Origin of the sequence: Flavobacterium sp. 20NA77.7 (assembly GCF_031326205.1) — a bacterium.
In the GTDB taxonomy this organism is placed as follows: Bacteria; Bacteroidota; Bacteroidia; order Flavobacteriales; family Flavobacteriaceae; genus Flavobacterium; species Flavobacterium nakdongensis.
Genome location: NZ_CP133721.1, coordinates 1,397,570 through 1,412,539 on the forward strand (window position 1 = coordinate 1,397,570; position 14,970 = coordinate 1,412,539).

Below are 14,970 nucleotides of genomic sequence, written 5' to 3' on the forward strand. Positions count from 1 at the left end.
TACAGCAGGGAGTTTTGTACTTACAATATAGAGAACACTATCTATATAGGCTAAGACACTAAAAATTAAATCACGGTAATACTACCTAAATACAAGCTGGTGGCAAATAGTTTTTCATCGGCAGCTACAAAAGTCGCCCATACCTGCACTTCGGCACCGTCTAAATAACTAGGCATGGCTAAAGCAGCTGCTTCATCAGCACGCTCACCCGCGGCTAAACTATACACTACCGCCTTAGTCGCTGGGTCATACACCACCAGCACCAGTTGGTCATTGGCAAGTGCTTCGCCTTGTTCACTGTTATCGGTCCAAGTCACCGAAATAGCACCTGCTGCAACATCCAGTGTAGCGTCTTCCATACCGGTTAAATCACCTCGGCTAATCAACACCTTTGAATAATCCCATTCATAGTCAGGATCGTTAAACACCAAGGCTTCTCGCATTAAATAGGACATCGCCTGATTTCTGCGGGTTTTAATGCCCGAGTCACTACCATAATAGCGTTTAATTACCGGTTGAACACCGCCTAAAAAGTCATTTACCATAGCAAACTTTTGCCGTTGCTGTTGTTGCAACGCAGATGCCACACGATTACTTTTTTTAGGTAAACTACGCATTACCTCTTTACCGCGCCATGATGCGCCCACTACTGGCCCTACTTTGCCAGAAAATGCACCTAAGATGCCCTTGTTGTATGTACCCATACTCTTTTAACATTTAAAAATTAATAAAATAAAGTTGTATTGTTTTGCGCGCTCATTCAACGGTACAAATATAAAATAGAAAATTCGTACAATTGACAAAACATTTTTACAACTACTTGTTTTACAATGTTTTAAATAGTATTAACACATTTTGATTGGATTCGAATACTACTGACAACTATTACCTATAATTGACAACTTTTGACTGGTTCTGACAGGTTTAATTGGGGTATAAAAAGGGGTTTTGTTCGAATTTAGTTCGATATTCCTTCGATACCCTATTGCAAAAAAGGTACCTTAATCGAAGAAACTACGAAGGAATACCAAATAAAACCCTAGGAAAAACTAAAAAAAAGGCACAAAAAAAGCTACCCAATACTGGATAGCTTTCAATCGTACATAATGAAACAACTACTATTGCTGATTCATTGCCTTATGGATCATATTTTTGATACTAATTTTTGGGTAAAGATATTTACCTCCAATTTTTATAAAGGCAATTAATTTTTGTTTGCGATACCGGTAGAGTGTACTCTCCGATATTTTCAAAAGGTGCATTACATTATGACTCTCATAAAATTCATGGGCATTTGCATCGTCAAGTTTGTTCATAGGCAATTTAAGTATATTAAATTATGAATTTGGGGGGTTTCTTGGCTTGTACTATTTTGTTTTACAAAGTTTGCAATTTGTAATCATAAATAAAAAAATACTTATTCACATTACGGCTATGTTTTTAACAACATAGAAAAATGTATTACGAAAAAAAATAATTATATCTATTTGATTTTCAATGTGTTACAAATCATATAACTTTAGTATGTTCTACCGTAAAAGCACTGGGATTTTTTGTTTATTAAACTGATAATAAAGCGTTTATACTTAGTTACTCACTACAAATGCATTACCTAATCGCAGTAAGAATTAGTTACAACCATCAACCAACAACCAACAACCATCAACCAACAACCATCCACTGAGACTTCCCATTCCCATTTACTAAACTATTTTCTTATGAACAATTTCAAACTGTCTTTTTTATGTAATTAAACTTTGCGAATGTTTTTTTTGTATTTTTATAAGAAACTAAATAGATAATTATGAGAACTGTTACTATTGATGCCATAACCGAAAAGTTGAAAAATACACCAAGTTCTATTTTAGAAAAAATTTGGGGATATGCCGATGCCTTATTAGAAAACAACGAACTTACTTATATGCTTACTGAAGAACAAAAAGGACATTTATTAAAGCAAAATGATGTACCACTAAATCAATGTATGGATGCCGAAGAAGTATATCAACAAGTAAAGCAAAAATATGAGTTATAAAATTGTAATTACTTCTGATGCAATTGAAAACATTGAAAACACTCTCTTAGTTTTGAACTAAATCAGTCCACTTTTTGCTGACGATTTACAAGCACAATTATTGCAACTGATAGCATTATTTTATCATTGAAAAGCAATTCCTTAACTATCTATAAAAAAATAAGCGACTCACTAGTCGCTTATTTTTTTAATCTATTCGTTTCAAATCAAAATTTGCTGTTTCAGATATTTTCATTGGAAATTGTTCGATGACTACAGATCCTGGGTCTAAACCAAATGCTTTCTCCTCAGACAAGCCTAATTTTTTCAAAATATCATAGCCATCTAAAACTAATTTTTCATAGAACGGAAGTGCATTATCATAAGACATTAATTTTTCAATCAATACAAATCGGAAATCTCCATCTATGTGATGGTTGTGTAATGAAGTGTATCTGCTGGTAATATCAATTTCTCCTCTTGCTTGCATGTCTTCAACAACTTGTTTAAACATTTTATTAATTTTTGGAGCAACCCTAAATCCAAGTCTAAAATCAACACGTATAACATCATCATGAATAAATTCACAAACTCTGTATTCCATTGTATACGGCTCATCAACAACATGAACATGGGCAAACCAATAAATATCAGCGCGTTTTGGATTATTATTTATTATTGAATGTATAATTTTTGCTTCAATTTCATATCTATTATCTGCACTGGTTAAATACACCAAATTAGTGGCATATTTTGAAACAGTAGTATCTCTACTCAAGTCTTCCAATACGGGTAAATATTGTTCTAATTTGACAAATTCAACAAAACGATTTCTAATTTTTCTAGCAAAAAACCAAATTAGCATGGTTATAAATAAAATACTAGCAATTATTAACGTTATAAAACCACCTTCGTGAAACTTACCTAAACTTGAGTATAAAAATGCTCCTTCAATAACTATATATGTGGCTACAATTACGGTTATAAAAATTTTGTTATAACGTTTTATTATCATGTAGTAATTTAACAGCGTTGTAGTCATTAACATCGTCAATACAATTGCTAAACCGTAAGCCGCCTCCATATATTTTGCCTCTTTAAAATACAATACAATAAAAATACAACCTACCCATAATAACCAATTTATTGATGGAATATACAATTGTCCTTTTAAATCTGTAGGGTATTTAATTTTTACTTTAGGCCAAAAATTTAATCGAACGGCTTCATTAATCAACGTAAACGAACCACTAATTAAAGCTTGAGAAGCAACGATAGCTGCTGTAGTTGCAATACCAATACCTATTGGCACAAACCAAGTAGGCATAATACCGAAAAACGGATTCGTAATTCCTGCTTCGGCTAAGGTGCTTCCTTCATGATTGATTAACCACGCTCCTTGACCTAAATAATTTAAAATCAATGTTATTTTAACAAAAATCCAACTGATTCGGATATTATCTTTTCCACAATGACCTAAATCCGAATATAAAGCTTCTGCCCCTGTTGTACAAAGAAATACAGCACCTAAATATACAATACCCCCTTGTGTAGATAAAAGTTTGTACGCATAATAAGGATTTAATGAACTTAAAATATCCAAATTAGCAAACATTTGAACCACACCTAAAAAACCTAACATTCCGAACCAAAGTAACATAACTGGGCCGAAAAATTTACCTATAAACTTAGTCCCAAATTGTTGAATAGCAAATAGTAAGGTCAAAATTACAATAACAATAGGCATGGTTTCAATATCGGGATTCAATGTTTTTAATCCTTCAATTGCAGAAGAAACTGAAATAGGCGGGGTTATAATTCCATCTGCTAAAAGTGTACAACCTCCTATAATTGCAGGAAATAGCAACCACTTAACTTTAGTTTTTCTAATTAATGCATACAACGAAAAAATACCTCCCTCACCGTTATTATCGGCACGAAGTGTAATAATTACATATTTAATCGTTGTTTGTAAAGTTAACGTCCAAAAGATACAAGAGATAGCACCTTTAATAACATCCGAGTTAATTGCTTTAGAACCAATAATTGCGTTGAGAACATAAAGCGGAGAAGTTCCAATATCTCCATAAATAATTCCTAGTGTAACTAGTAATCCAGCTGCAGAAAGTTTATGCAGTGAATGGTTATTTTTTTCCATTTTAAAATTATAAAACAAGATGCAAAATTACAAAAAGCAATCGTTCCAAATTCATTTAGAGCTAAAAATATTTAAAATATCCTCTAAATTAAAAAATACTAACCCAAAAATAACTTCCAAATTATTCCAAATTCCTTATATTTGCGTGCTTAAAAAAGAATAAAAAATGCGTATATCCTACAATTGGTTAAAACAATTTATTAAAATCGACTGGAAATCAGAAGAAGTATCAGCCTTATTAACAGATTTAGGTTTAGAAGTTGAAGCTGTAGATGCCTTTGAAAGCATTCCTGGTGGACTTCAAGGTATTGTTGTTGGGCATGTGTTAACTTGCGAAAAACACCCTGACGCGGATAAATTAAAAATTACAACTGTTGATTTAGGCGACGGAAACGCACCCGTACAAATTGTGTGTGGCGCAAGTAATGTAGCAGCAGGGCAAAAAGTACCTGTAGCAACAATTGGAACCAAATTGTTTGATAAAGAAGGGAACGCATTTGAAATTAAAAAAGGTAAAATAAGAGGTCAAGAAAGTCATGGGATGATTTGTGCCGAAGACGAAATAGGTCTTGGAGATAGTCATGACGGCATTATGATTTTGGCTGATGATTTACAACCAGGAACGCCTGCTAGTAAAGTATTCAATATAGAAGTAGATGAAGTATTTGAAATTGGCCTAACTCCAAATCGTGCTGACGCAATGAGCCACATGGGTGTTGCCCGTGATTTAAGAGCGGGATTAAGCCAAACTAATGTCAACACAGAATTAATCACACCTTCGGTAAGTAAGTTCAAAATTGACAAAAGAACCCTAAAAATTGATGTTAAAGTTGACGATGCTAAATTAGCTCCTCGCTATGCTGGTGTTACAATTTCTGGTGTTTCTGTTAAACCCTCACCTACTTGGTTACAAAATAGATTAAAAGCTATTGGGTTAACCCCAAAAAACAATATTGTAGATGTTACTAATTACGTATTACACGAGCTAGGACAACCTCTACATGCTTTTGATGCAGCAAAAATAAAAGGCAATAAAATTACCGTTAAAACCGTGACGGCGGGAACTAAATTTACCACCCTCGACGGAACGGAACGCACACTACATGAAGAAGATTTAATGATTTGTGATGAAAATGGTCCAATGTGTATGGCAGGTGTATTTGGCGGTATAGATTCAGGAGTTTCAGAAACTACAAATGCTATATTTTTAGAAAGTGCGTATTTTAATCCTGTTGCTATTCGTAAATCTGCAAAAAGACACACACTCAGTACAGATGCTTCGTTTAGATTTGAAAGAGGAATTGATCCCGAGATTACAGTATATGCCTTAAAAAGAGCAGCGCTTCTTATACAAGAAGTTGCAGGCGGAGAAGTTACGTCAGACATTATAGACATTTATCCGAAAAAAATTGAAGATTTTAAAGTGTTCTTGACCTTTGATAAAGTATATAAATTAATTGGAGAAGAACTTAAAAAAGAAACCATAAAAAAAGTACTAGCTTCTCTTGATATTAAAGTAAATAGTATTTCTGACGCAGGCTTAGGTTTAAGTATTCCTTCTTACCGTGTGGATGTTCAACGAGAAGTAGATGTTATTGAAGAAATTCTAAGGGTGTATGGTTACAACAGCATTAAAATACCTAATAAAATTAATGCTTCTGTTTCAAATTCAGGACGTACCGAAGAATTCAAAGTACAAAACATCATTGCTAATCAATTATGTAGTTTAGGTTTTCATGAAATGATGGCTAACTCGCTTACTACTTCTAACTATATTGGTTTATCTGAACAAGTAAAAGAAGAAGAAACTGTAGCTATGTTAAACCCGTTGAGTAGTGATTTATCTGTTCTAAGACAATCGTTATTGTTTTCGGCATTAGAAGCATTGTCTTATAATATTAATCGAAGAAATACCGATTTAAAACTATTTGAATTTGGGAAAACCTATCATAAAATCGAAGGTATTTACACAGAGAAAAAACACCTTACCCTTTCTATGACAGGAAACACAGCCGCTGAAAACTGGAATGCACCTCAAAAAGCAAGTGATTTCTTTATATTTAAAGGAATGGTTATGGCAGTTTTAGCTAAACTTAATTTAGATAAAAAAGTAAAGACAGTTCCTGTAAGTCACGATATTTTTAGTGAAGGTATTGGTTTAGCTATTGGTACCGAAATCATTATTGAATTAGGTATGATTAAGAAAACAGTAGTAAAGCATTTTGACATCAAACAGCATGTGTTTTTTGCTGACTTTAATTGGGACGCGATTCAAAAATACGTTTCAAACAAAATCAAACTTACAGAAATACCAAAATTCCCAGAAGTAAGAAGAGATTTAGCTCTTTTAGTAGACAGTTCTATTACTTTTGAACAGTGTTATACAATTGCTAAACAAACTGAAAAAGGGCTGTTAAAAGAAATTAATTTATTTGATGTATATGAAGGTAAAAACTTACCCGAAGGTAAAAAATCTTATGCATTAAGCTTTATTTTACAAGACAATTCAAAAACGTTAACCGACGTACAAATTGATAAAATTATGTCTAAACTACTCAATAATTTTGAAACACAGTTAGGCGCTACTTTGAGAAGTTAAAAATTAGAGTATAATCTATAAAAATTACAGATACCCCTTCTTTCATGTTGGGGTATTTTTATATGTAAAAAGTAGTGATTAAGCCGCTAACACGCGAAGTATAGACCTGGGTGAAACGGTTACCATGTAAAAGTGTAACACAGGAATAGTAGTGAGTAAATCTTTAAGGTAGTTCTCTTAAATAAAAAATCCCAACCAGTACTGATTGGGATTTTTAGTATGTTTAGGATATAAAAATTATTCTCCTTTATCCATTCTAGCTTTTAATTCAGCTAATGCATCAATATCACCTAAAGTAGATTTTTCTGCATTGTTTGAAGAAGTTGCTACGTTGTTAGACTCTGCAGACTTAACGTTTTTCTCTTCTTCTTCTCTAAAGATAGCTGTATGAGAAGCTACAATTCTTTTGAATTCTTTGTTAAATTCGATAACTTTAAATTCAATTGTATCTCCTTTTTTCAATTTTTTACCATCTTCTTTTTCTAAGTGACGTGTTGGTACAAAACCTTGAACGTTATCACCAAAATCAACAGTTGCACCTTTATCAACCATTTCAGTTACTGTTCCAGTGTGGATTGTTCCTACTGCAAAAGCTGCTTCATGTTTGTCCCAAGGATTTTCAGTTGTTTGTTTGTGACCTAAAGATAATTTTCTACCTTCAACGTCTAATTCTAATACAACAACATCTAATTTATCACCTACGTTAACAAATTCTGATGGATGTTTGATTTTCTTAGTCCAAGATAAATCTGAGATATACACTAAACCGTCAATTCCTTCTTCTAACTCAACAAAAATACCAAAGTTAGTAAAGTTTCTAACAATTCCTGTGTGTTTAGAACCTACTGGATATTTAGAAGTGATATCAGTCCATGGATCAGTAGTCATTTGTTTGATACCTAAAGACATTTTTCTATCTTCTCTATCTAACGTTAAAATTACTGCCTCAACTACATCTCCTACTTTAACAAAATCTTGAGCACTTCTTAAATGCGTTGACCAAGACATTTCAGAAACGTGGATTAAACCTTCAACACCTTCTGCTACTTCAATGAAAGCACCATAATCTGCTAAAACTACCACTTTTCCTTTAACTTTATCACCTACTTTTAAGTTAGCATCTAAAGCATCCCATGGGTGAGCGTTTAATTGTTTTAAACCTAATTGAATTCTTGTTTTCTCATCATCAAAGTCTAAGATAACAACGTTTAATTTTTGGTCTAATTCTAATACTTCACTTGGGTGATTGATACGAGACCAAGATAAATCTGTAATATGAATTAATCCATCTACACCACCTAAGTCAATGAACACACCATAAGAAGTAATGTTTTTAACTACACCTTCTAATACTTGTCCTTTTTCTAATTGACCAATGATTTCTTTTTTCTGAACCTCGATATCTGCTTCGATAAGTGCTTTGTGCGAAACAACAACGTTTTTGAACTCATGGTTAATTTTAACCACTTTGAATTCCATCGTTTTGTTTACATATTGATCGTAATCACGGATAGGTTTCACATCAATTTGTGAACCTGGTAAGAATGCTTCAATACCGAATACATCTACAATCATACCACCTTTAGTTCTACATTTAACAAAACCATTAACGATTTCTCCAGTTTCGTTAGCTGCGATAACTCTATCCCATGCTTTGATTGTTCTTGCTTTTTTGTGAGATAATACTAATTGACCTGATTTATCTTCTCTTACGTCAATTAATACTTCTACTTTGTCCCCAACTTTTAAGTTAGGATTGTAACGAAATTCATTTAAAGAAATAGCTCCTTCAGATTTTGCGTTGATATCAACGATTGCATCTCTGTCAGTTACTCTAACTACTACACCTTCTACAACTTCTTCGTCTCCTGTAGAAATGAAAGTTTTAGATACTAATTCTTCAAATTCTTGAAGATTTTTCTCATCAATTGGATCAATTCCTTCTGCATAATTATGCCAGTTAAAATCCGCTAAAAAATCTTGTTGTTCTTTGTTTAATTCAGCCATGCTGATAAAAATTTTGTATGCCGTGTTTGTTTGCGTTTTTTCTACAGATTAAAACAACAGCAGTGTTTTTACTTAATTATTTGATTGCCAATTGAAAACGCTACTCTGTCAAAAGGTGTGCAAAGATAATAATTTTTTATAAAATACAACTATTTTATAGGGAAATAATTGAAAAACGAAGGGTACAAAAATCTATAAAAACATGAACCTTAGAAGATTTCGGAATTACCTGTTAGGAGTTGGGAGTATAGGTTATACTATTCACTATTCACTATTCACTATTTACTATTCACTATTTACTCCCAGCTAGCTTCTCATTGACCATTTTCATTACCAATTCAAATTGTTCTTGTTTGGTCATAACTGAATTATCGATCTCGATAGCATCATCAGCTTTAACAAGAGGAGAATCTTCTCGATGTGTATCAATATAATCGCGTTCTTCTACATTTTGCAAGACTTCTTCAAAGGTAACGCGCTGTCCTTTTTCGAGTAATTCATCAAAACGACGTTGCGCTCTTGTTTTAGCACTAGCTGTCATGAATAATTTTAGTTCAGCATCTGGAAAAACAACTGTTCCGATATCTCTACCGTCCATCACAATCCCTTTTTCTTTTCCCATTTGCTGTTGCTGTTCTACCAATTTGGCTCGTACCTCAGAAACTTCAGCCACTTTACTTACCAAACGTGAAACCTCAATAGTTCGAATGGCTTTTTCTACGTTTTCGCCATTCACATACATTTCCGCAAAACCTAATGCTGAGTTAAATTTAAAATGTAAGGAAATATTTTGCAAATGAGTAATTAATTCCGATTTATTTAAATGAGATTCCGAAACCCAATCGTGTTGCATAGCAAAATACGTTATACCACGATACATAGCTCCCGTATCTACATATACATACCCTAAAGCTGCAGCTAATTGCTTTGCTAATGTACTTTTCCCTGTTGATGAATAACCATCTATTGCTATGGTAATTTTATTCATGTTTTTATTTTATTAGTTATGAAAAACTGACTTTGTGAAATATAATTAAGTCAGTAATTCATCCTTTTACTTTTTACTTTTTACTTTTTACTTTTTACTAATTCAAATCAATCATCAATCCAAACATACTTGTATTAGCAGCAAGTGTATATTTAGCATACGAATAATCAAAGCGTACTTTATTAAAGCGTAAACTAAACCCTGCTGAAACACCACTAAAATTTCTTTGGTCTATTATATTCAATTCTTGTCCTCTTCTAAAATTATAACCTAATCTTATATTGAATGCTTTTTCAGGAAATAATTCGGCACCAAGAATAACATGTCGTAAGGTATTGTTAAAAAAAGAAACTTGCTCTTCTTTAGTTGAACCATCTAACGAACCTTGTGCTCTATTTGGATTGGCAAAAGCAATATTCCATTGTTGCAAATTTTCAAACGTAACATGCCATCTAATAGGTACATTTTCCATTAATTGAGAAATTCCCGCATCAATTTCAAAGGGTAACTTTTCTCGCACGGCATCATAAGGTTTAATTTGGTACCCAATATTTCTAAAGGTTAAGCCGAAATTAATATCATTTTTTTCATCGATATACAATAGGCCAATATCTGTTGCCGCTCCAAAAGAATTATAGCGCTCTAACGTAGAAGTAATTAATTTTAAATTAGCGCCTACATGTAAGTTTGTCCACGGAATATTATAGGCATAACCAATAGACAAAGCACCTTCTGAACCACTAAAGGCACCCGTTTGGTTACCCAACTCATCGTAGCCATCAAAATTGCCGTAATTTACATAATTTACCCCTACATGTAAGGTTTGCACATGCCTGTCCCATGTATAAGCGTATGAAGCGGTGCCATAGGCTATTTCACCATAATACTTACTGTAATTTGTAGCTAGATGGTTACCCATTTTAGGATTAATGGTAGCTGGATTAAAATTAGCCTGATTGACATCATAATCCATAATCGTAACCGTTTTACCCCCCATAGCTGCTTGACGAGGCGATTGCACTAAGTTAAGAAACTGGTACACAGATTGTCCGCCTATTTGAGCGCAAACAGGACTTACTACAAACCATAAAAACACACCTATTTTCTTTAACATCTTTACATTCCTACGTTAATAACGTAAATGCGAAGATAAAATTATAAATCAGAATGAGAAAATTTAGTTGAACGGAATCTTAATTAGTTATAAACAAAAAGGCTAACGATATCGTTAGCCTTTTTGTTTATTTAGTTTCTTTCTTAAAGTTAAAATCTATAGCATCTTTTACTTTTTGATGAGTTATAGCTACATCAATTACTTCCTTCATGGTATCGACATAATGAAAGGTAAGTCCTTCAATATAAGAAGCCTTAATTTCTTCAATGTCTCTCTTATTCTCTTTACACAAAATAATTTCTTTAATATTAGCTCGCTTAGCGGCTAGTATTTTTTCTTTAATACCACCCACGGGTAACACTTTTCCTCTCAAGGTAATTTCACCTGTCATGGCAATAGATTTTTTTACGCGTTTTTGGGTAAAGCTAGAAACCATTGACGTAAGCATTGCAATACCTGCACTTGGACCATCTTTTGGCGTTGCTCCTTCTGGGACGTGAATGTGAATGTTATAATTTTGAAGTACTTCTGAATCAATCCCAAGCAATTTTGAATTGGCTTTTATATATTCCAGGGCAATGGTAACAGATTCTTTCATTACTGTACCCAAATTTCCTGTCATGGTCATACCGCCTTTTCCTTTGGACACAATTGACTCAATGAATAAAATATCTCCACCAACAGAAGTCCAAGCTAAACCTGTAACCACACCTGCTGTATCATTATTTTCATATTTATCACGTTCTAAACGCGGTGATTTTAATACTTCAATAATATCGGCATCAGTAACTTTAACGTTGTACGGCTCTTCCATCGCTACAGATTTGGCAGCATGACGTACCATTTCAGCTATTTTCTTATCCAAACCACGAACACCAGATTCACGGGTGTAACCAACTACAATTTTTTCCAATTGTTTTTTTCCAATTTGCAAATCTTTGCTTGTTAAACCGTGTTCTTTTAATTGTTTAGGCAACAAATAATTTTTAGCAATTTCAATTTTTTCTTCAATCGTATAACCTGTCATGTTTATGATTTCCATTCGATCTCTCAAAGCGGGTTGAATGGTTGACAAACTATTTGACGTGGCAATGAACATCACTTTTGATAAATCATATCCTAATTCTAAGAAATTGTCGTGAAACGAATTGTTTTGCTCAGGGTCTAAAACTTCAAGCAAAGCCGAAGAAGGATCTCCATTATGACTCATTGATAACTTATCAATTTCGTCCAACACAAAAACAGGATTTGAAGTTTTTGCTTTTTTAATACTTTGAATAATTCGCCCTGGCATAGCACCAATATACGTTTTACGATGTCCTCTTATTTCTGCCTCATCACGCAATCCTCCTAATGAAATGCGCACATATTCTCTACCTAATGCTTCTGCAATAGATTTACCAATTGAAGTTTTACCCACTCCTGGAGGTCCATATAAACACAAAATAGGTGACTTCATATCATTTCGCAATTTCAAAACTGCCAAATGTTCTATGATACGCTTTTTAACATCTTCTAACCCAAAATGGTCTCTATCTAAAATTTGTTGGGCATGTTTTAAATCAAATTTGTCTTTTGAAAACTCATTCCATGGTAATTCTAAAAATAAATCTAAGTAATTACGTTGGATTCCAAAATCTGGTGAATTAGGATTGGTACGTTGTAATTTTGACAATTCCTTTTCAAAATACTCAGCTACTTTATTGTCCCATTTTTTAGTTTTCGCTTTTTTGCGCATTTCTTCTATTTCAGCTTCGTGCGAAACACCTCCCAGTTCTTCTTGGATTGTTTTCATTTGTTGCTGTAGGAAATATTCGCGTTGTTGTTGATCTAAATCAAAGCGAACTTTAGATTGAATATCGTTTCTAATTTCGAGTTTTTGCAACTCTAAATTCATGTATTTCAATGTTTCTAAAGCACGTTCTTTTAAATCAATAATAGATAGTAAACGTTGCTTTTCTTCTAAATTTAAATTCATGTTAGAAGAAACAAAGTTGACTAAAAACGGACTGCTTTCAATATTTTTAATAGCAAAAGTAGCCTCGGTAGGAATATTTGGACTTTCCTTAATAATTTGGATAGACAATTCTTTAATAGAATCAATGATGGTTTCAAATTCTTCATCATTTTTCTTAGGTCTTGTCTCCTTATATTCTTTTATAGTTGCTTTAAAATAAGGTTCTTCTTGAGTAAAGTTATCTATTTCAAAACGTTTTTTACCTTGTAATATTATGGTTACGTTACCGTCGGGCATTTTTAATACACGCATAATTTTGGCAACCGTACCAATATGATACACGTCATTAGGTGTTGGATCTTCAATATTTTCATCTATTTGAGCCACTACCCCAATAACTTTTGAGCCTGCATTAGCTTCATTAATTAATTTAATAGACTTGTCCCTTCCTGCAGTAATTGGGATAACAACACCAGGAAACAATACCGTATTTCTAAGAGGTAAAATAGGCAAATCGGAAGGCAAGGCTTCATTATTCATTTCTTCTTCATCTTCAGGTGTCATTAAAGGAATTAAATCAGCTTCATTATCAATTTCTTGTAGTGACAAATTGTCAAGCGTTAGTATTTTATGATTTGGCATAGTTATAAATAAGTCATTATGTCATTAAAAAAGGATTATTCCCTTTAAATTTCTACTGAAATGCGAGTATAATGTAATCGCTAGTTGTTATTTTTAGAAGGAATTCCCCACGTTATAGTCAAGTATTGTGCCATAGTTAAACACTTAATGCGTTTCTTTTTGATTTTGTAAAAGCTTATACAACAAGAAAGCGCCTAAAGCAAAGAACAGAATTAAAAATAAAATAGCATTTTGCATTTTACCTGTAATATCAGCAATGAAACCATAGGTAAACATACCTATTACAATACCTATTTTTTCCGAAACATCGTAAAAACTAAAAAAAGAGGTCGTATCAACCACATCATTAGGTATTAATTTTGAATACGTCGAACGTGATAAAGATTGAATACCTCCCATTATTAAACCCACGCAACAAGCAGCAATATAAAAATCCATAGGTGTAGAAATAAAATAAGCATCAATACAAATCAGTATCCACAATATATTAAGAACGAATAACACCTTAATGTTTCCAAAATAAGTTGAAGCTTTACTTGTAAGATAGGCTCCCAAAACTGCAATCAATTGAATAAGTAATATACTGCCTATTAATCCTGAAGTTCGTGCAGATGGGCTACCCCAATCTACTTCTTTCTCCCCAAAATAAGCCGCAATAATCATAATAGTTTGTACGGCCATACTATACACAAAAAATGCCCGCAAATAGCGTTTCAATACAGCAAGCGTTTGAATATGTTTCCATACTTTTTGCAATTCTCTAAAACCTTTAAACACAATATCTTTATGTATTTTTTTACCTGTCTTTTGATTGGGTAAATAATAATACGTGTATTGACTAAATCCCAGCCACCAAATACCTACTAATACAAACGAATACTTCATCATTTGCATTTTTGAATCATCAGGCACAAGCATTACCATAGCCAAATTAATTACTAATAAAATAACACTGCCCACATAGCCCAAACTGTAACCCCTTGCCGAAATACTATCTTGCTTTTCTTTAAGTGCTATATCGGGTAAATAGGAATTATAAAACACTAAACTTCCCCAATACCCAATCAAGGCTAATGTGTAACAACACAACCCAAAATACAAATTATGTAAATCAAAAAAATAGAGCAACATACATGAAGCAGCTCCTAAGTAGCAAAAAAATTTCATAAAAAACATCTTATTACCCATATAATCTGCTATACCAGAAAGCAAAGGCGACATAAAGGCAATAACTATAAATCCGAAAGCTGTAACATAACTAATGATGGTTTCTCCTGATTTTTGGCTTCCAAAAAAGGAAATCGTTTCTATATTTTTTTGTCTAAATAATTGACCAAAAAACAGCGGAAAAATAGATGAGGATATTACTAATGCATACACAGAATTTGCCCAGTCATAAAACGCCCAAGCCCATAGCACTTTTGAATTCCCTTTTTTTATTGCCAGCATAATTTTCTTTTTAAAATAAAAAATCCCGATAAAATCGGGACT

Annotated in this window: 10 protein-coding genes; 2 read left to right on the plus strand and 8 right to left on the minus strand. The window is 33.0% G+C overall.

The features are described from left to right. Nucleotides 1-65 precede the first annotated feature (65 nt). Nucleotides 66-704, minus strand: a complete 639-nt coding sequence (locus RF683_RS06210; protein WP_309531473.1) for a DUF6266 family protein — start codon at nucleotides 702-704, stop codon at nucleotides 66-68. Nucleotides 705-1,118: 414 nt separating this feature from the next. After that, a complete protein-coding gene (locus tag RF683_RS10285) occupies nucleotides 1,119-1,316 on the minus strand; it encodes a helix-turn-helix domain-containing protein (protein ID WP_408733677.1) in 198 nt (65 codons plus the stop codon). Between the two features lie 488 nt (nucleotides 1,317-1,804). Between RF683_RS10285 and RF683_RS06215 the strand changes: the two genes are divergently transcribed. Further along, the gene (locus RF683_RS06215) at nucleotides 1,805-2,035 is read left to right on the plus strand and encodes a hypothetical protein (protein WP_309531474.1); all 231 of its coding nucleotides are present in this window, start codon (nucleotides 1,805-1,807) and stop codon (nucleotides 2,033-2,035) included. Nucleotides 2,036-2,222: 187 nt separating this feature from the next. On the opposite strand, the gene RF683_RS06220 is transcribed toward RF683_RS06215, so the two are convergent. Beyond that, nucleotides 2,223-4,172, minus strand: a complete 1,950-nt coding sequence (locus RF683_RS06220) for a KUP/HAK/KT family potassium transporter (protein ID WP_309531475.1) — start codon at nucleotides 4,170-4,172, stop codon at nucleotides 2,223-2,225. A gap of 166 nt (nucleotides 4,173-4,338) precedes the next feature. On the opposite strand from RF683_RS06220, the gene pheT reads away from it, so the two are divergent. Then, nucleotides 4,339-6,771, plus strand: coding sequence for a phenylalanine--tRNA ligase subunit beta (gene pheT, locus RF683_RS06225; protein WP_309531476.1), 2,433 nt, complete (start codon nucleotides 4,339-4,341; stop codon nucleotides 6,769-6,771). A 237-nt stretch (nucleotides 6,772-7,008) separates the two neighbouring features. On the opposite strand, the gene rpsA is transcribed toward pheT, so the two are convergent. From rpsA to RF683_RS06250, 5 genes are all read right to left on the minus strand, one after another. Continuing rightward, on the minus strand, nucleotides 7,009-8,778 hold the full coding sequence (gene rpsA, locus RF683_RS06230) for a 30S ribosomal protein S1 (RefSeq protein ID WP_309531477.1): 1,770 nt from the start codon (nucleotides 8,776-8,778) through the stop codon (nucleotides 7,009-7,011). A gap of 292 nt (nucleotides 8,779-9,070) precedes the next feature. Further along, nucleotides 9,071-9,766 (minus strand): (d)CMP kinase, encoded by a 696-nt coding sequence (gene cmk / locus RF683_RS06235; RefSeq protein WP_309531478.1) that lies wholly within the window; start codon nucleotides 9,764-9,766, stop codon nucleotides 9,071-9,073. A gap of 97 nt (nucleotides 9,767-9,863) precedes the next feature. Next, entirely contained in the window at nucleotides 9,864-10,880 is a 1,017-nt protein-coding gene (porQ, locus tag RF683_RS06240) for a type IX secretion system protein PorQ (protein ID WP_309531479.1), read from the minus strand. 127 nt (nucleotides 10,881-11,007) lie between these two features. Next, on the minus strand, nucleotides 11,008-13,479 hold the full coding sequence (gene lon / locus RF683_RS06245; RefSeq protein WP_309531480.1) for an endopeptidase La: 2,472 nt from the start codon (nucleotides 13,477-13,479) through the stop codon (nucleotides 11,008-11,010). Nucleotides 13,480-13,623: 144 nt separating this feature from the next. Beyond that, on the minus strand, nucleotides 13,624-14,928 hold the full coding sequence (locus tag RF683_RS06250; protein WP_309531481.1) for an MFS transporter: 1,305 nt from the start codon (nucleotides 14,926-14,928) through the stop codon (nucleotides 13,624-13,626). Nucleotides 14,929-14,970 lie beyond the last annotated feature (42 nt).